This is a genomic window from Bythopirellula goksoeyrii, assembly GCF_008065115.1.
Classification (GTDB): domain Bacteria; phylum Planctomycetota; class Planctomycetia; order Pirellulales; family Lacipirellulaceae; genus Bythopirellula; species Bythopirellula goksoeyrii.
The window spans coordinates 3804561-3823507 of sequence record NZ_CP042913.1; the positions used below are offsets into that span (position 1 = coordinate 3804561).

At 46.7% G+C, this 18947-nt stretch carries 10 protein-coding genes; 7 read left to right on the top strand and 3 right to left on the bottom strand.

The features are described 5' to 3' along the window. The first annotated feature begins 1051 nt into the window (after positions 1-1051). Entirely contained in the window at positions 1052-1945 is an 894-nt protein-coding gene (locus tag Pr1d_RS15110) for a hypothetical protein (protein ID WP_148074302.1), read from the top strand. A 219-nt stretch (positions 1946-2164) separates the two neighbouring features. Beyond that, positions 2165-3016, top strand: coding sequence for a GP88 family protein (locus tag Pr1d_RS15115; RefSeq protein ID WP_449240509.1), 852 nt, complete (start codon positions 2165-2167; stop codon positions 3014-3016). A 621-nt stretch (positions 3017-3637) separates the two neighbouring features. On the opposite strand, the gene Pr1d_RS15125 is transcribed toward Pr1d_RS15115, so the two are convergent. Further along, positions 3638-7435 carry an RNA-directed DNA polymerase gene (locus Pr1d_RS15125; protein WP_148074305.1) on the bottom strand — a complete coding sequence of 1266 codons (3798 nt, stop codon included), beginning with the start codon at positions 7433-7435 and terminating at the stop codon, positions 3638-3640. 794 nt (positions 7436-8229) lie between these two features. Here Pr1d_RS15125 and Pr1d_RS15130 point away from each other — a divergent pair. The 5 genes from Pr1d_RS15130 to Pr1d_RS15150 all read left to right on the top strand — a co-directional run bounded on the left by Pr1d_RS15130 (position 8230) and on the right by Pr1d_RS15150 (position 15332). Continuing rightward, positions 8230-8715 (top strand): hypothetical protein, encoded by a 486-nt coding sequence (locus Pr1d_RS15130; protein ID WP_148074306.1) that lies wholly within the window; start codon positions 8230-8232, stop codon positions 8713-8715. A gap of 155 nt (positions 8716-8870) precedes the next feature. Then, positions 8871-9818, top strand: a complete 948-nt coding sequence (locus Pr1d_RS15135; protein ID WP_148074307.1) for a lysophospholipid acyltransferase family protein — start codon at positions 8871-8873, stop codon at positions 9816-9818. Beyond that, on the top strand, positions 9796-11127 hold the full coding sequence (locus tag Pr1d_RS15140) for a TolC family protein (protein WP_168205249.1): 1332 nt from the start codon (positions 9796-9798) through the stop codon (positions 11125-11127). The genes Pr1d_RS15135 and Pr1d_RS15140 overlap by 23 nt, the downstream gene beginning before the upstream one ends. Next, on the top strand, positions 11120-12151 hold the full coding sequence (locus Pr1d_RS15145) for an efflux RND transporter periplasmic adaptor subunit (protein WP_148074309.1): 1032 nt from the start codon (positions 11120-11122) through the stop codon (positions 12149-12151). The genes Pr1d_RS15140 and Pr1d_RS15145 overlap by 8 nt, the downstream gene beginning before the upstream one ends. Before the next feature lie 10 nt (positions 12152-12161). Further along, positions 12162-15332, top strand: a complete 3171-nt coding sequence (locus Pr1d_RS15150; RefSeq protein WP_148074310.1) for an efflux RND transporter permease subunit — start codon at positions 12162-12164, stop codon at positions 15330-15332. Between the two features lie 379 nt (positions 15333-15711). Here Pr1d_RS15150 and Pr1d_RS15155 read toward each other — a convergent pair whose 3' ends face one another. After that, a complete protein-coding gene (locus Pr1d_RS15155; protein ID WP_168205250.1) occupies positions 15712-17034 on the bottom strand; it encodes a trypsin-like peptidase domain-containing protein in 1323 nt (440 codons plus the stop codon). 743 nt (positions 17035-17777) lie between these two features. Next, positions 17778-18866, bottom strand: a complete 1089-nt coding sequence (locus tag Pr1d_RS15160) for a bestrophin family protein (protein WP_148074312.1) — start codon at positions 18864-18866, stop codon at positions 17778-17780. Between the last annotated feature and the right edge of the window lie 81 nt (positions 18867-18947).

The window sequence follows — 18947 nt, forward strand, 5'->3', positions numbered from 1 at the left end:
GTTCTGCTCATTAATGATTGCTAATGCTTCTGCGTAAGTCCAAGCATGCCAAACGGGATCATTAATATTTCTTCACAAATAAGATTGCAATAAATACTTTATATAGTACTATCACACCCCAGCAGGGTCTAACGAACTGATCAAGGTTTTTGTCGACCTATCCAGGAGTCTAGAGTGGTGGGGTAATCAGGGATGGCTCTAGGGCAATCACTGAGGCGACCGAGTGTGTTGTGAGTAAATTTTAGATACTCACGGCAGAGGTTTTGCAGCGGACTTCTCAACCGTTAGCACCCTGCCACCAAGAGCATTATTACCGAGTCAGAAGTTCAACTACCGTCAAGTGTGGGCCACCTCAAGGTAGTAAGTTGCACTGTCTCCCAATTGAAGACTTCGAGGGAAACCAATTGCCAACATAAATTGCGGGTGTGAAAATTCGTCCAAAGCAGGAAATTGGGGCTTGAAACTGGAATAAGTTGATTTAAGATTGCCGGTTCAAAAGCAATTTTTGGGAAAGTTCGCCTGGTATATGCGAAAACTCCACAATAGACTGGGAACAATGCCTATTTCTGGAGTACAATTTTGTTAAGGGAGGGGCCCCGTTGTTTTAGATTACACACATTGGTAAGTAGTTTCTCACGCTAAGCGAACCAACGTGCCACCGAATCACACGGTGTGGTAATTGTTCAACGGGGACCCCCTTGTGTTGGCTTTGGAATCGTGTGATGTGTCAAAGCTTTTCTCGCATGCCTCTGCTTGCGATACTACATTTCCTAATACTATTCAACTCCTTTTAGGAGAACTCCATTTAGGTAATAATTTAAGATTCTATCGCCTAATATCTCGGAACCTTGATAGTAAGTCGTCCTATCGGCCATACTGTAAAATTCTGACTACCTCTTTTTTACTCGTGTTGCGATTAGGTGCCAACAAGTGCTGCCTATTTGAAGTTTACTCTCACTGAGATGTAAGCTGAAATAATGCGCACAGATATTTTCAGCTGGTGCGCGCTCTGTAACAATAGGTAATCTCCCTCCCAACCTAAGGTACCTTTATGTCAAAACCTTATGAACATTATCCAATTGACCGTGATACTATAGCGTCGCTCTATAGTGCAGTTGGTAAAAACACGAGTCGTAGGAAACTAGTAAGAATACTTGGCACGATCAGCGAATCAGCTTTTGGATTTATAGAAAATGGCAGAAGCGGTCCGAATCCCCATCCACCGTATCATGCGACGGTTGGAAATTGCCGGAAGATCATCGACGGATCAGAAAATGTACTAGGCAAGGGGAACAAGCTCACTCTTGATAAATTAATCGATCAGCAACGCCCTACTACAGCCTTGAGCAACAATCCACAAGATTACCTCAATCTTAAGTTCGGCAGATTCATCAGCTACAATCGTCAAGACTCGGGTCCCAAAGATCACACTTGGTTTGCGGAGCAGGTCAAATTGTGGCAGATCGTTGCGCCCCCTTATGCTCCCCCAGGATCACTTCATTTCACTGGGTGGGCCAACAACAATGCAGGTCAAAGCGATGGACCGTACCAGCTCTATGCCGTACGAGTCAGTCCATTCCTATTCACTATGCTTGGTTTTGATGAAAAACTTAGTCATGGCTGTTTTCAGTCGATTTTCACTAAGAAGTTTGCCATCCGGAATTCAAATGAAGAAGTAGTAAATGTTTTGTCAGGATGTTGGGTTGGCGTAGATCATGCTTGCCACAGCGCTGTATTTCGAGGGCTAGTCTCAAGCGAGCCTATTACGAACAGTATGGTGGACCAAATACAATTTAACTATACGGTGCAACCCTTTCAGACCAGCACCAAATACAAGACTACCAAACATGATCCTCTCCCCAAAAAACCTCCCAGCACTAACCTAATGAACGCACCACATTTCAAGGTCAATCGACAGCAAACCACTCCTGACAAATCAAAGTAGAATTCTCGATCCAACACTTTGCGAATTGCAAGAATTTCCGACTTCGACTCTTCACTCCTGCAGGCGACTCGCTACACTTGAAGTATTACTGCTAGGTCTCTTCTTTTTTCCAATTCATCCCAAAGCTAATCAGGACTGGTCCGAAGCAACAGCTTCTGACGAGGACTGGTTATTGCAGTCGCCACCTCGGTAAATCGGACTGCGACTTTGGTGATGAAAATGAATGAAAGGAAGAATAAGCAAAATCGATTGAAGGTCTTGAGAACTCATGATCCAAAATCACTGTTCACTTACGACAACTTTACTCCGGAGGAAATTCTCGACAGACTGGGAAGACCACGGTACCTACTGAGCAGCAGCTCGAAAGTGGAGAAGTCACAAACGAGGAGAGTGCTTTCACGCATACTCTATCTGACTAGTGGCCTCTACTGCCCGAACGCAAGTCCGGGCTGTTTGAGCACCTGCCTCGGATTTACGAGCGGGCGGATGGGATCTGATCAGGCAACCAGTGCACGTGATCGTCGTTCAGCACTTTACGCTGCTGACAACGATGCGTTTATGGCGTTGCTTCGGCAAGATCTCCATCAGCTCTGCTATGATGCCGAGACTCAAGGAATGCTGCCAGTGGTTCGTTTGAACGGCACGGGAGATCTCGCTTGGGAAAAAAGGCACCCGAATGTATTTCGGGAATTTCCAAATGTGCAGTTCTACGATTACACCAAGCATCCCGGAAGGATGAAAAAGTTCCTGAGTGGAAGGCTTGATGGTGAGCCGTGGCCTGGCAACTACGATCTGACGTTTTCTGCTCACGAGCTGAATATCCATTGGATAACTCCTCTGCTTGAACTATCAGGAAACGTCGCTGTAGTCTTTTGGCCGGAGCTTCCCAAGACTTGGCTTGGTTACCGGGTGATTGATGGAGACAAAGACGACTTGAGGTATCTTGATCCATCACCGGCAATCGTGGGCCTACGGGCGAAAGGCGTTGCTCGCGAAGACCTGTCGGGATTTGTAGTAAGAACAGACTGGCCAACGGCTGGTTTGATGTTGAACAGAACAAATGCTGCCTAGCAAAACGCAGTGGGGACACCTTGGGTGTCCCCGCTGTTTTTTGTTGGTCGGCTTTCACGAATTATTGAGGCTTTCAGGGCTCTTGTAGCGAGATGCCAAATACGGAAAAGAGATAAGTACCCAACTATTTGCTTAAGTGTGAAATATCACAGGTCTTGATTAGGAACGCTCAGTAAACTTTCTGCCATCAAGGAGCACGACTCTTCCCAATGATAAATTCGTTGCGTTTTCCCAATCTGTGGTGAACTCAGCTTCTCCAGCAATGCTATTGAAGCCATGTTCTCTAATGTCATCTCTGATATGAATGCAGGCCTTCTCGAGTGAATCTGCCTCAACTTCTACCTCTCCGTGAGCTGGCACCTCAACTCGTACTGGGACTTTGTAAACGGTCATTTGACAATCTCCTTTGTGGTTATCCAACTGCAGGGTAGCGCAATGTCTCTGCCAATCGAATCATCGAAGTAAATTATGTATTTGACCGATGAAATCCGAACGAGGTAGTGGGCTATTTTGGTGCGTTCGGCGTTAAAAGCTGAGGCAGGTTTGAGAGGCTTGTTGTGATTATCTGGCGCGCCCTCACTTACCTGCTCGCTGATACGATAGACGCCGATAAGTCTGCCACTAACTACCGGGGTTGATCCATCCAGCTGGTGGCGTCTTCCATTTTCCAGGCGGTAAGTCATTCTCATCACCTCCTGGCCTATCTATGAGCTTTTGGGGGGAGATCTCAGCAAACGCTATCGACACCTGTGGCTGCCCGTGTTGATGGAGTATCTGACGGTGAAAGGGCTTCTGCAACGGCATGTAGAAACTACTGCCACCAAATTGACCATTATTGACTACGAGCACGCCTTGGTACATGTGGTAGTTGATGGCGTCCGACATTCGGTCAAACGCTCCAACGTCCTGGTTGAGAGCGCATATAATGTAGAGATCGTTCTGGCTGCCCAGGTCTCTAGCCAATGCCAAATCTGTAGCGTCGTAACACACGGACGCTGAAATATAGAGGGGACGATGCTGTTTCTTGTCGGAATGCCAATGGTACTCGATCCTCCATTGCGCTGGACGAAAGCCTTTTAGTCCAGCAGATTCGAATGCTCTCTCTTCCTTTGCTAGAAAGCGTTTCCCTTGCTCAATAGTCGCGACCGTCAATCCTGAGTGCGAATTCCAGCTTGGGATAAGCCATTGGCAACTGTTGAGCAGAGGATTCCCTGGAAGTGTGGGGTCGCGATGGTAAACCATTCCAAATAGAACGATGCATTTGTGAACGCGGACAAATGGCAGCAGCAGTGGGCGAATGTCATCTTGGTGTATGGCCAATTCGGGGAATACAAGAATGTCCAGTAGTTGACCATCAGATCTTCCTTGAGAACGATGTGACTCTCTCACTCGGAGCAATTGAGCAACCGCTTCGAGAATTGCAGCAATATGTGCCTTGTGTTTTCGGCGAAAATCCAGATCTCGCAATTCTGGGTCGCTTAGCCAAGTAGTGTAATCATCCATGCATGGCGTAACTGACTGCACCACTCCAATGCGCAACGGTCTCGACCATTGCTGACCAGTCTTGTACGGGGGCAGAGCCTCCATGTCCTGAAGTGACGTTTTGCTTGCCGCCCCGTACCGCTTGGTTAGTTCGCTAAGTCGTCGCTTCACTTTGCTGGCTAACCTGCGAAGCGGAGTAACGGGTTTGCTAACTCCAGAGCCAGGCCACCTAAGAAGTTCGAACAACAAGTCTTCGATAAAAGACGACAGGGGAATCCACGCCGGTCCAAATGCTGACCTTCCCTGAAAACCAGAATAGCGTTGCTGTTCCCAGTGAGAGATTGGGCGTTTGTAGCGTTTGAGATTCTTAGTATGCCGTGGAGCCCCTGAGTAGAGTGAGGTGCTCCCGCGAATCGCAAAACGCAGCAAAATGCCGATCTGATACCGCTGCTTTTGCTGGAGATTCTCACACCAGTCTGGCGGTCGAAATAGAGGCACTGCCACTTGCGGTGACTTGTGTAGCACGAACGAGCCGGCATCAATGCGCCCAAATTCTTGATAGTAATCTTCTAACTTGCAATTGATTTGCCAAGGGGATATGACTTTATCGAACGCATCGCGGTCAAGGGAGAATAGCCATTCGGCAAGATAGAGAAGGTTTATCTCATCGACGAATGGGTTGAGCTGCCCCGACGAGAGATCCGGCAAACGCGTCTCATCTCTTGCCGTCTCTTTGGGTGAAAGCCCTAGCCGCTCAGCAGTCTGTCGCAGGACAGGACTTGCCGAAGGCTCAACTTCGCTCCAAAGTTCTGCCGCTGTTGATGGCGATACTCCGTCGACTCTTTCGAGGAACTCAGCAGAAACCGTGTTCTCCGCAGTGCGGGCGATGGCCTCATCGAGTCCGAAGCCTGATTTTGCGATCACCAGAAAACTCGTCCTTTCATCCAACGACGCTACGCGATCCCCAGCAAGGAAATGTGCAAAGCGGCGATAGAGTGCCAGGTGGGGGCCGCCCTTCTTGCCGAGCGAGTCGAGATCTGTGGGGAAGGCGTCACGAGCCGCGAGGTATAAGAACACCTGCTGCATTAAGTACCACGGCAGCCTAGTGCTCGTGGTCTGTCTGCTGACGAAGAGATTGAAGATCTCTGTCGCCTCCTGAATGAGTCTCTGGTGATACTCGTTGACATCTACAGCCGAAGGAAGACATTCCTCGTCTGGGACAATGCCAGTTTCGGTAGCTCCGGCCCGAAACAACTCTGCCAAGCAATATTGCCGGACTTCTCGCTGTGTACCTTGGGAGCCCCCTACTGTCCAGCCGCGTTTCAGAATACGGAGGACCTGATCCAAGAATTCGACATCAGGGTAGATGTCCAACGCTATCCGCAATAAACGAACATTTGCTGGGTTGATGGTCCAATCTTCGATTAACAACGCAGCAAATAATTTGCCACGGTCGTCTAGTTGGGCCTTCGACAGAACGAGTTGGCGTGGCAAGGCTGAGGGGGGACGGTCTTCGTCATCATCGCCTGTGTTGTCACGCGCCTCGGGGCTATCATCAGTCGATTCGTCGTAGAGCATCGGACGCAGAGACCGAAAAGTTCTTCGAAATCTACCGGCAGCGAAGCGGGCTGCTGTTTGGTCTTGCATGTCAGACATGCCTACCAGTAGTCCCGAGCGGCCATCGCCCTCAGGCGTCGATTCAGACGAATATCTTTGTTGCGTGTGAAAGAAGCCCTCAATTGACCCGATAAGCTCCGTACCATGCAGCATATCGAATACGCCCGACACTTCATTCTGAATTCTCTTTGCCGTGCGTGACTGAGGCACGAGGAATCGACGATCTCGTCCTTGTACCGTTGTTTTTGTCTTTTCGTCTTGCACGACCAGGCCAGAGCAAGTTTCGTCGAGCAGGTGCTGAAGCCAAGCGGTCACTTGGCGAGAGATATTGCCTTCCTCACAGCCTTCAGGTACACGAAGAACGAGCCGGAAATCATCGACGTAATAGCAGGCATCAAGCAAGACGATTTCTTCGGCATCATCGATTGGCCTGTCGAAGGCAGTACGCAGCTTTGCTTCGAACTGTTGCATGGCAACATTTGCGAAGAAGCCCGCTGCGGACAAGCCTTGTGGAAGGGCGACGTCGGTGAACCTTGGCAAGTCGTGCTTTTCCGCGTGCTTCTCGGCGCGCGGTACGTCAGCCCATTCCCAATTGAGCACTAACTTGGCCAACTTGAAAAATCGCTTGTCATCCCCGTCTCGCTGGAAAGCAGTCACCTGCTTGAATAGCACCTCTGGGGTCACGCGATCGTAAAACTTGGAGATGTCGCTATGAACGATTGCTATCTCTTCGCCATCAGTTTCAGAAGCTGCATATTCCGCTACAATCCTTGGTCGTTCAAGAAATGTTTGGTAATCATCGAAGTAGCTTCGATAGAGCTTTGCGCTACCCCAGCGATGCCGGAGTCCGTCGTTCGTGCCGTCGCAGAAGAGCCGGTGTCCGTACGCAAGCACGCGTTCCCGATTCTCTGCATGCTCTATTGTGAGACGGGGGTCACCCATCTGGCTCTCCACTCGATCGGCTAAGCAGAGCAGGATGGCGGTCGCCACAACCTGATCACGGAGAGCCACATGAGCCAGAGGACGGAGTTTATTCGAGCTGCCGGGATTGGGCTTCCATTGATCGTTTTCGAATTTCCAGCGTTGCGACTTGGGGGCTGGCACAAGCTCCAACGGCAACGATTGCCACTCCTCAAACTGTTCAAGGTCCTCCTGAATCTCGGCGATGAAATCAGGAATTCGCAGCGACTGATAGTCGATGCCAAGCGTGTCGGCATACCAGCTGTGCGAGCGCAAGTTTGCCGAAGTCTTTTTCCATGCCTGCATTAACACGCATTCCAATCGAACATCTTCCAGGGATGGCGTGAGAACGCGTTGCATGGCATTGAGTGTGAAACCAGGTGGTTATGTCGTGGTTGTCTCACCGGGTTCTAGCAGCGGTGGTAAGAGTCTTTCACCGGTGACCAGGACTTGTGTTAGAGCTACTTTTTTTGACTCTTGCTTCACCACTGACCGGCAAGCTTCGGTGATTGCTTTTTTTCTGTTGATCCTAGTAGAAAAAAATTATAGCACGAGTGTCCAGTAATTGCTGTATCATCAACTGGGCTTCCCCCTTTTTATGATCCAGTGCTTGAGAAAGAATCTGGTCCTAGGGTTCCGCTGGCTTGCCGTAGCGGAGCAGGTTGCTGAGGCGTAGCCGAAGTAACCTGCGGAGCGGAGGGAAGGGCAACGTCCGCTTGACGAAGCTTCGCAATTATCTGGGAAGTCGTGTGACGTGTCTTCTTCATCTGAGAAATCCTTTCCGGGCTACGCCCGGATGCGATTCTCGCAAAAGACTGGATCACTTACGGGGGGGGAAGTACAACTAAATAAGAAGCCCTATCAAAACCTCACCGAATATGCCAAGAACCCTACAATTATGGTGGTTTGCAGAAAACGACAGTTGATATCCTAGGTTTTGATAGGGCTTCTAAGTTGAGATCCGGCATAGGATTTTTGGGTTCGATTGTGATACCAAGTTGTTAGCTTATTCTCGACCCTACCATTTTTAGGATTATAGTCGTAGCTTCTGTCTGGAATTTGTTAAAAGGAGGAAAGCGAGTCCTTTGCTCAAGTACATCATAACCTATTGTCTTTTTAAGGTTTAGAAGTTACACTACCAAAGTGATATGACAATGGCAGCTAAAGTTTATCAATATTCCTCTTCTTCAGTTATGAGACGCTTGTTTCGTCTTGTTCTGGTTACTGTGCTAACCCTGTCAAATTTACCAGGTGCTTTCGCTGCACAAGGCACTGTGAAGGATTGCCCTCCCCATAAAGTAAAGCTTTGTGAGAAGCATGTTGGCAGCCATGTCATATTTGCACATGTAAAGGAAACTGATGATGAGCGTTTAGCTAGCTCAGGTAAACGTATCAGTTCAAAACTACGCGTGTTAAATGATCCGCACGATCCAGCTCATGTCATAACAAAAGAGCGGTCTTTCCTTATCTCTTCTAAATCTTTAGAGGTCCCGCAGATAGAGTACGTTGCGGCTATTACTGCTATTCAAGATTCTTACTTTTATAAGGTCGCCGAGCCGATGTATTCAGGTCTTAGCTCGCCTGATTCTACGAAGGTGGGAGGCCTTTTCATGCTATCGTCAGTCCGTTTACTGGTTTGATATCCAGTTAAAAATACATAGCACTCTCTGCCTTGTACTGAGTTGCAGGCTCATTGAAGCTAATGAGCCTATCTTTAGCAACATCGTGCGATCTGGAATATTTTCCAGCCTCGTAATACTTACATACTTCTGTATTCATAAAACAGTCTACCGTTATGGACAACGAATCTCTCATGCTATCGACCAGTTTTGAAAAAGCTAAATATTCTCTTGCTGCTTTTGCTTTAAACTTTGTGACAGTATCTCTAAGAATTCTTCCTTTGAAGGTACTAGATCACTTTTCTTACGGGATATCTGCTGTTTTATGGTCAACGAACAAGCGTCGCCGGGCTATTACACTCAAGAACCTCCGATCTATTCTTGCTCTTTCTGATGAGAGTTCCATACGAGTAGGTAAGCGTTCTTTCTATTCAAATATTTTGGTAATAATAGAAAGTATTTGTATGCATAGACTCTTGAGGAGATCCTATAAGAGTACGCGCATGGATGTTTCAGATGAGGCTCAGCGTCTTATTCATAAATGTCAATCTGGCGAAATTCCGCTCACAATAGCCATCTCTTCTCACTATGGTGTTTGGGAGTATGTAGGGGCATGGTTAGCTTCCGTGGTTTCACCTACGAAAACAATCGTTGCTTCAAAACTTCCTAAAAACAGAGTTGTTGCTGATCACTTGAAGAACATTCGTACTGAATATGGTCTTCATCTTTTTGATAAGAAAGAGGTAACACGAGAGGTCCTTAATGCACATAAAGGCTCGTTGCCGCCACATCTTTGTATGTTACTTTGCGATCAACATGAAGGGAATGGCTTAAAGGTTCCGTTTCTAGGCAAGAAGTGTTGCACCACGAATGTTCCTGCAAGACTCATCCACAAGTATAAACTGCCCGCACTAATAGGTATTGCCCGACGCGAGAAACTAGGGAGTTACTACATTTCAATCGATGTACTGCCACTTTCTGGGCTAGAGCTACTGTATGACAGTGAAGCGTATAAAGAGATTACTCTTCGTATCAATACCATTCTTAGTTCATATATTAGAGAAGCTCCATCTCAGTGGATATGGATGCATAGAAGGTGGCGTGAATGTTGCGGCGAAGACTAACGAGAGGATTAGTAAACAGTCAGGTATTTTTGATATTTTGATGGGGGACATAATGATAAAAGAATTACTTTTGGTTTTGGCAGGCATAACTTGCACATGCTGTAGCGCTGTATATGCTGCTCCAAAGAAGGTACATACTATAAATGAGCTTATAGACCGCACGATTTCAGAAAGTCCACTGATACAAGCTCAATCTGCACAACTTAAGGCGGCGGACGCGAGAGTACTACAATCAACCCTACTCCCAAATCCACAGGCGGCAGTTGAACTTGAAAACTTTGGTGGAGATCTCAATGGCACTCGTCTATCAGAGACTACATATACTCTTAGCCAACCAATTTTACTCGGCGGTAAGATTTCATCCCGAACAAATGCCTCAAATGTAGCCGCGAAAGTTGTTAAGATGCAAGCACAACAGCTTGGTAACAAAGTACTATCACAGTTAGTTACTTCATTTGCAGCTGTGCAGCGAGATAAGGAATTTTTATCTATAGCGGAACAGGATACAACTATAGCGACTGAGGTTCTTTCAGCTGCTAAAACAAAGCTTAAGTTTGGCGGTGTCCTCAAAGGTGAAGTAACAAGGGCGAAAGTGGGACTGGAAAACAGAATGATAGCCCTACGGCTTGCATCTTCAGAGCTAATTGTCAGCAAGACTCAACTCGTTGCGTTTTGGATGGGCAACTTAGCTGAATTCGGCGATGTTCCTGAGCAGAGCTGGAACTCTTCTGAAAAAGCCTTTGATAGCCTGGATATCGATGAATTCCCGGTCGTAATGCTTCAAAAATTGCAACTTATTGCGGCGAAAGCGAATCATGCTCTTGCGAGAGTAAATCGAATTCCTGATCTTACCGCACAGGCAGGTGTAAGACAATTCGAAGAGACTGATGATACAACTTTCGTAGCCATGCTTTCTATTCCTATACCACTCTTTAATACTAATCAGGGAAATATTCTGGCTGCAAAGCACTCGATAAGAGCTGCGGAGCAACTCTATCGAAACACCAAAATTAATATTCAAGCTCAATTTGATTCTCTAATACAACGACGTAAGGCGCTCATCCCTCAGTATAAACAGCTAAAGACGGTACTTCTCTCTGAGAGTAACAAAGCACTCAAACAGATGAAGGAAGCTTATTCAGCAGGTCGAGTTGGATATCTAGACCTGGCCGATGCACAGCGCGCTTATTTTGACGTAAAAACACAACTCGCTATAACAATTTTCACTCTTAATAAAACGGAAGCCGAACTCGGCGCACTATCAGGAACTTTTATGAAAAATATTAACGGAGATATGAATAATGAATAAACACTTTCCCCTAAAGGCTATTGCTTTAGCTATTTTTACTCTCGTTCAACTTGCATTAGTCAACGCTGAGCCTCATGGTGACCACGAAGCTCATGCCACAGATGATAAACACGAAGAAAGTAGTGGAAAAAATGAAGAATCAGATGACGGTCACGACCATGGAGAATCAAGTGGTGATGAGGGCCATAATGAAAATTTTGTGGAGCTATCGCCAGACAGGGCAAAGAAAGCAGGGTTACAGATTGTTTCGGCTGGACCAGCTCAATTGCAGGATTCTCTAAAGCTATACGGCGAAACCACTATAAATAGCAACAACATAATCCATGTCGTACCTCGTTTTGCTGGAACGATACAGAAAGTCAATAAAGAACTGGGATCGCCAGTAAAGGCTGGCGAGCTATTGGCGACCATACAGAGCAATGAAAGCCTCTCTCCATATGATATTAAGGCGGAACTTGACGGTGTTGTTATTAGCAAAGATGCAACAAGAGGCGAGTTTGTAAATGAAGAAAGTGAGATATTTGTTATTGCTAGTTTGAAGGACATTTGGGTCAATGTTGCCATTTTTCCAAAAGATCTAAAGCGTGTTCGAGTAGGTACATCTGTGCGCGTTACCTCCAAGGCAATAAATCTTATGCAATTGGGTGAGATAGGCTACATTCGCCCTACGTTAACTGAAGCTACTCGGACTGCTCTTGCCAGAATTGAACTCGACAACGAATCATTTAACTGGCTTCCTGGTATGTTTGTTGAGGTCGAAGCACTCTTAGATTCTGAAAATGTTTCGCTTGCAGTTCCGAACAGCTCGATACTATTAGTCGAAAACAAGCAGAGCGTCTTTGTAAATGGTAAGTCTGAGGATGGAGAACTCGGCTTTGAAGTACGTCATGTGCAAGTTGGAAGAACGGATGGAACTACCAGCGAGATACTTTCTGGTTTGAAAGCGGGAGACAAAATTGCAGCAGGTCGAACGTTTATCTTAAAAGCAGAGCTTGGGAAAGGGGCTGCAGAACATAGTCATTAAGGAGCGGAACGTGATAAGTAAACTGATTCAATTTTCAATTCGAAACCGCATGCTCATTGTGCTCGCTACCTTTGGTATGGGAGCACTTGGAATATATAATTTCACCCGCCTGCCAATCGATGCTGTGCCAGATATTACTAACGTCCAGGTACAGATTAATACCTCTGTGCCCGCTCTTTCTCCAGTAGAGATTGAGAAGCGAATTACCTTTCCAATTGAGACGGCTATGAGTGGGCTTCCATTCCTTAGTGAATTACGCTCAATCTCGCGCTATGGACTCTCACAGGTTACAGTGGTGTTTGATGACAATGCAGACCTATTTTTAGTTCGACAACTGGTAGGGGAGCGACTAGTAGAGGCTAAAGAAGCACTTCCTCAAGGGATGGGCGAGCCCGCAATGGGACCAATCAGTACTGGCCTTGGCGAGATATTTATGTGGGCAGTTGAAGTGCTGCCGGGAGCAGTTAAGCCGGATGGCTCAGAATATACATCGATGGATCTAAGGACAATCCAAGATTGGATTATTCGTCCACAGCTACTCAATGTTCCGGGTGTCACAGAAGTGAATTCAATAGGGGGCTTTGCTAAACAATTTCATGTAACACCCTATCCCCAAAAGCTAGTTGCTTATGGACTTACCTTTCAAGATGTGCTCGAAGCTCTTGAGAAAAACAACTCTTTTGCTGGAGGAGGTTACATAGAACATCAGGGCGAACAGTATATTGTTCGAACCAGCGGTTTAGTTAAGGACGTAGAGGGATTGCGAAATGTTCGCATACTCACCCGAGATGGAACGCCTTTGTTTATAAAGGATGTGGCTCGGGTTGATCTAGGTAAAGAGCTTCGAACTGGCGCGGCAACACTTAATGGTGAAGAAGCAGTGGTCGGCACGACCATGATGCTCATAGGTGAGAACAGTCGTACAGTTGCACATGCGGTGGCTGCGCAAATGGAAACAATTAATACCACATTGCCTGAAGGTGTAGTCGCAAGAACGCTCTATAACCGCACGAGCCTTGTGGATGCAACCATTCACACCGTTCAAAAAAACTTGGTCGAGGGAGCGCTCTTAGTCATAGTTATTTTGTTTTGTATTTTAGGAAACTTTAAAGTCGCCCTTATTGTTGCCCTCGCCATCCCGCTATCGATGCTTTTTGCAGTTACTGGGATGGTAAATAACAGAATTAGTGGGAACCTCTTGAGTCTAGGGGCTATCGATTTCGGCATTATAGTGGATGGCTCTGTTGTTATGGCGGAAAATATTATTAGGCGCTTTGCGGAGAGGCAGCACAGTCTTCGCCGAACGCTTACGAGATCGGAACGCTTTGAAGAGACCTTTGCCGCAGCTAAAGAAGTGGCCAGCCCTGTGCTTTCTGGCGTCGGCATTATAATGATAGTTTACCTTCCGATTTTAACGCTTACGGGCGTCGAAGGAAAGATGTTCGTCCCTATGGCGAAAGTCGTCTTACTTGCGCTATTTGGCGCGCTGGTTCTGTCTTTTACTTTTGTCCCTGCGATGATAGCTATTTTTCTCACGGGCAAGGTAAGTGAAGAAGAAGGAGCTATCGTTGGATTTCTCAAGCGACACTATAAATCAGCGCTAAGTTTTAGCCTTCGTCAAAGAACTCTTGTAGGAGTACTGGCCGCTACAATTTTGATAACATCAGTACTTCTCGGCAGAAGCCTCGGCAGCGAATTTGTCCCTTCACTTGATGAACACGATCTTGCTGTCCAGGCACTTCGTATTCCCGCTACGTCTCTAAGTGAATCGATTAAGATGCAAAAGGAAGTAGAAAAGGCACTTTTAAAATTTCCAGAAGTAGAACTGACATTTGCTCGTATTGGAACGGCAGAGGTTGCAACTGACCCTATGCCACCGAATATAGCCGATGGTTATGTGATTATAAAACCGAGAAGTGAATGGCCCAATCCCTCAAAGTCAAAATCAGATCTTATCGCTGAGATTGAAGAGGTTCTGGAGGAAATTCCAGGAAATGCTTACGAATTTTCTCAACCAATCGAACTCAGATTTAATGAGCTTATTTCGGGTGTGAGAAGTGATGTTGCTGTAAAGATATTTGGTGACGATCTGGACGTGCTCTTAGAAAAGGCAACGGAGGTAAGCTCCCTTTTAAACAAGGTCGAAGGGGCCAGTGACGTGAAGGTGGAGCAGGTTAGTGGGCTTCCTTCCCTATTTATCGACATTAATAATCAGGCGATTGCCCGTTATGGCTTGGATGTAGTGGACGTTCAAAATGTAGTTGCTATGGCACTAGGAGGAAAAGAGGCAGGACTTATCTTTGAAGGGGATCAACGCTTTGATATTGTTGTACGTTTACCTGAAGAAATGCGGCAAAACATTAATTTGATAGGGCAACTCCCAATCCCACTGAAAGTCGAGAGTGCGCCTGAGAGTCAAAAGCATTCTCATAGCCAAGACTATTCACCAAGTATTGTGCCGTTAAACGAAGTTGCTACAGTCTCGATTGTGGAAGGGGCGAATCAAGTAAGCCGAGAAAATGCAAAACGGCGAATCGTTGCTCAAGCTAACATTCGAGGACGTGATATGGGCTCTTTTGTAGAAGAAGCTACTGAGCTCATAGAAAAAAATATTAAATTACCTGCCGGGTATTGGTATAAGTGGGGTGGACAGTTTGAGAATCTCGCTCGTGCTAAAACGAGACTTAAAATTGTAGTTCCTGTTGCACTACTCTTAATTTTTATTATTCTTTTTTCTACCTTTAATTCTATCCGAAACACTTTGGTCATTTTTTCTGGAATTCCATTTGCGCTCACTGGAGGTGTAATGGCGCTTGTCATAAGAGGAATTCCATTTTCCATTTCTGCCGGAGTAGGTTTCATAGCGCTTTCAGGAGTTGCCGTACTTAATGGTGTTGTTATGGTGAGTTTTATTCGCCAATTGATAGATGATGGCATGGATATTGAACAAGCAGTAACTCAAGGGGCCTTAACGCGACTTAGGCCTGTCATTATGACGGCTCTTGTAGCCTCCATAGGCTTTATTCCCATGGCGATTGCTACTGGAACAGGTTCAGAAGTGCAAAGACCTCTAGCAACGGTGGTGATAGGTGGAATTATCTCATCGACCGTTCTCACCTTGTTAGTTTTACCGATGTTATTCTCTGTATTTTACAGGGATGAAAAGGATATAAAAATTTAGCAGCACGTTTCAAAGTCCCTGCCACAAGGAACGCGACCATGCCCAGGCTCATCCATAGGTTTTGACGAATTATGTTGCGTGTCGCGCGGCTCACCAACTTGCTGATTATCGCCCGAGATCATAATCATTCGCTTAACACCGAGTTCTCTCAGTCGCGAAATTGTCCGCTTGGCCGCTTCACGCGGTGTATTTATCTCGTATCAAACGATTCACAACTGGCCGGAAACTGAAGGAAATCAACTACGGAATCACTTCCTGCGGAGTCCTCTGACTTGCTCTGTTGCGGTCGAGTTCGAGCAGGAGATAGGCTCCCCCGCTCGTAATGAACTCCAAGGGAAGCAACCACGAGGATGCTTTCCGCAACTCCTCTGGCATTTCACTATCTCAAATCTTCATTATCTCCACTCTTTAAGAGAACAAAATGCTTTTGCTGAGGGGTTGCTAACAAAGCCAAAATCCCTATTTCACTTGACTTATCATTTATTGCTCGTTGATAGTCCGCAAGACTAGTCACAGTCGTCTTGTCAACTCGCATGATAATCATACCGGCACTGACTCCCTCCTTCGCAGCCACTCCTTGGGGAAAGACATAAGTAACGACTATTCCTTCTAGATCATCACTATATCCAAGTTTCTCAGTTTCTACTGAAGCGAGCTCATCGACCACCAATCCATACATGGTATCGACAAACCCGTTTGACGTCTGATGTGGTGTGTTCTGCTGGGGAGCACTATGGTTATTGACATCAAGAAGTTCTGGAATGAATTTTATCTTGAGGATTGAACCGTCTCGGAAAACTTCCAATGATAAAGGTATTTGGGGAGTTGCTTTCTCAATTGCCCTGACAATATCACGACTATTTCGAATCGGCACATCACACATGCGAGTCACCACATCGCCGACTTGCATTCCTGCCCTTGCCACCGCAGAGTGAGGCTTGACGGCACACACCAACAGGCCTTCGTTATGGTTAAGGCCAAGATACTCCGCTACCCTGGATTCTATAGGTTCGGTGTCAAAACCAAGCTGAGCATGAGTAACCTTACCATCTTCGATCAGTCGTTGGGCAATCTGTTTGGCCGTATTGATTGGAATGGCCAACCCTATGCCTTGAAATCCCTCGTGGCTACCGTAACCCCCTTCGCTAATCCCCACGACTTGCCCCTGAAGATTAATAATAGGACCTCCAGAGTTCCCTGGATTGCTAGCAGCGTCGGTTTGCAGCAAGGGCGTTCGAGGAGCTGTTGGTAAGAGTCGATCCGTTGCACTGATGATGCCTGTACTGACAGATAGTCCCAATTCATAGGGATTACCAATAGAAACTACCCAGTCTCCAATTTCCAGGTTATCGGAGTTGCCGAGTTGCGCTACTGTTAAGGAATCGTCCTTAGGAATTTGAATGACTGCCAAATCGGTTACGGGATCGGAAAATACTTTAAGCGATTCATATTTACGACCATCCGACAATCGCACAAAGATAGTCTCTGCCGAATCAACGACATGATTACACGTGAGTATGAAGCCTCGATGGTCAATGATCAGCCCAGTTCCCGAACCATCTTGAGGGATGAAGGTCGATCCCAAAGACTCAGAAGCGTTCTCTGTTGCAAACGATTTCTCAGGATGATTGGAAAGGGAGCGCCAATTGGGGAGATTTCGAGGTCCGCGTAAAACCTCAATCGTCACGACAGCGGGAAGCACGGACTGAACTGTCTGGCGAAAACAGTCGCTTAATATTTGTGGGTGCTGTGAAAATTGTTGTGATCCTAATGACGTTTGACCAGGAGCATCTCCTGTAAAGAGTGCACACGCAAGCATGCTCGCAAGTGATAAACACACCTTGGGATTTGTTAAGCAACGCATGAGTTCGATTCTCCAGAAGATTGTATTAGTAGCGCGCACGTTGCATGCCCAAAAGAACTCTGATTTTGACCTGCCAAAATGCTGTTTTCACATAACCGATTTAAAATCCGTATATCGCGAATGCAGTGATGGCCAGTCGATAATCACCCTCCCGCCTGAGTGCTCATGCTGTTTTTTCCAGGTCATCAATAATTCCAGGCAAGCGTGATCAATATAATTGAGATGTTCGAAGCCTCGGAGATGCTGATTGGCAGGAGTGTCTTCTGTACCGCGTTCTTCAACGTGGAAGACCGTGAGCGTAGCTTCCCGGCCGCCTTCCACATGCGTTGATCGCTCATAATAAAAGACTCCTAAGGGTGGAAGACCATCAATCGTAACTTCTCGTGGGTCTCATTGTCTATGATGCAGTACATTCTATCAGGAGAACTGCAAAGTCATTTTTTCACACCGCTATCAGTGATTCGGCAGCGGTGCTTGCAGGACTTATTCCTCGTCTGTCTCTGATAGTGACGTGGTCACCTGACAGCTTGCAAGCTGTGCCAAAGGGCAAGAAAACGGACTTTGCAGTTCTCCTGTACATTCTATAGCACAACTCCGCTACCCCATACCAATGGGTCCGGTATTCCTTCATCATCAATGAGCTGACGAATATCGATCTCGATGCTTCGGCTTAGGTCTGTAATCGGGACGTCGTTAGGGCCACCCTCAAACGGATTCTCTGAATGCTCGCCGACGATTTCCAACGCATAAAACACCCAAGAAACGGTGGCGCTGAAAGGAATCGAAAACCAGACGAAATGTTTGCCCATAAAGACCCATAAAGCGTGAAGCCCAGCCCTCGCAGATTCATGCGCAGGATGTTCTGAAATAATGTGATCACCAATCTTCTCAAATTCCTCCATCACGCCATACGGTAACAGAAAGATAAATAACCATACGAACATGTAGTTCAGCGTTGCAAACTGACGCGGATAAGGAAAGTTCTTGATGCGTTCCGATTTCCCCTGCAATGCATACAACTCCGATAGCGCTTGTTCGATCGCAACGTGCTCATAGGCTCCGACAAGATTGCGTTGTCGAAGCTCTTTGATCCGTGCGGACTGTATGCCCAAAAGTTGAGATGCTTGATTCTCTTTCTCAAACACATCCTTTAATTCGGTCTGCGTTATATATTGTGCAATCGCCTCCCGACAAGGGACATCTGATTCCAATATATTGACGACAACACCTCGAAACCGTTTGTTTGCGGGAGATGCACGTTTGTTTTCCCACTGACGCACTGTCCGCAACTGATACCTTAGTGCGGTCAACCAAGCGACATGTCGATGCACCATTTCACGGTGTATCGACTTGAGTTCGTCCGCGGGCAATTGGTCATCTTGAACGAAGTCCCTCACCATTATCGTGAAGGATCGCGATGCATTAACGATGCCGCCCCAAATCTTCCGAGCCTCCCACAAGCGATCGTAAGAAGCGTTGTTCTTGAAGCCGACAATAAAAGCAACAGCCGTACCAACCACGCTGAGCGGAAGCCACGGCACGTGTAGCCAAGTCAGTCCAAGGATGTCGTACAGAAAAACCGGGACAAGCGCCAGTAACAGGAAGCCAATAATATGCCCCCGCGTCCAGCGAAGCATCTTGCTGATTGGTACAGTTTTTCTAATGTACATAAGTGAATCCGTGACTGCTTGAATGAACCCAGCTCACTAGCCGGATTAAAAGTCGATTAGAGTGACGTGCGCTAGGTGAGA

What these genes read in the sequence shown, in the direction of transcription:
- Pr1d_RS15110 (WP_148074302.1), top strand. Translation starts at nt 1,052, where the DNA reads ATGTCAAAACCTTATGAACATTATCCAATTGACCGTGATACTATAGCG.
- Pr1d_RS15115 (WP_449240509.1), top strand. Translation starts at nt 2,165, where the DNA reads ATGAATGAAAGGAAGAATAAGCAAAATCGATTGAAGGTCTTGAGAACT.
- Pr1d_RS15125 (WP_148074305.1), bottom strand. Translation starts at nt 7,435, where the DNA reads ATGCAACGCGTTCTCACGCCATCCCTGGAAGATGTTCGATTGGAATGC.
- Pr1d_RS15130 (WP_148074306.1), top strand. Translation starts at nt 8,230, where the DNA reads ATGGCAGCTAAAGTTTATCAATATTCCTCTTCTTCAGTTATGAGACGC.
- Pr1d_RS15135 (WP_148074307.1), top strand. Translation starts at nt 8,871, where the DNA reads ATGGACAACGAATCTCTCATGCTATCGACCAGTTTTGAAAAAGCTAAA.
- Pr1d_RS15145 (WP_148074309.1), top strand. Translation starts at nt 11,120, where the DNA reads ATGAATAAACACTTTCCCCTAAAGGCTATTGCTTTAGCTATTTTTACT.
- Pr1d_RS15160 (WP_148074312.1), bottom strand. Translation starts at nt 18,866, where the DNA reads ATGTACATTAGAAAAACTGTACCAATCAGCAAGATGCTTCGCTGGACG.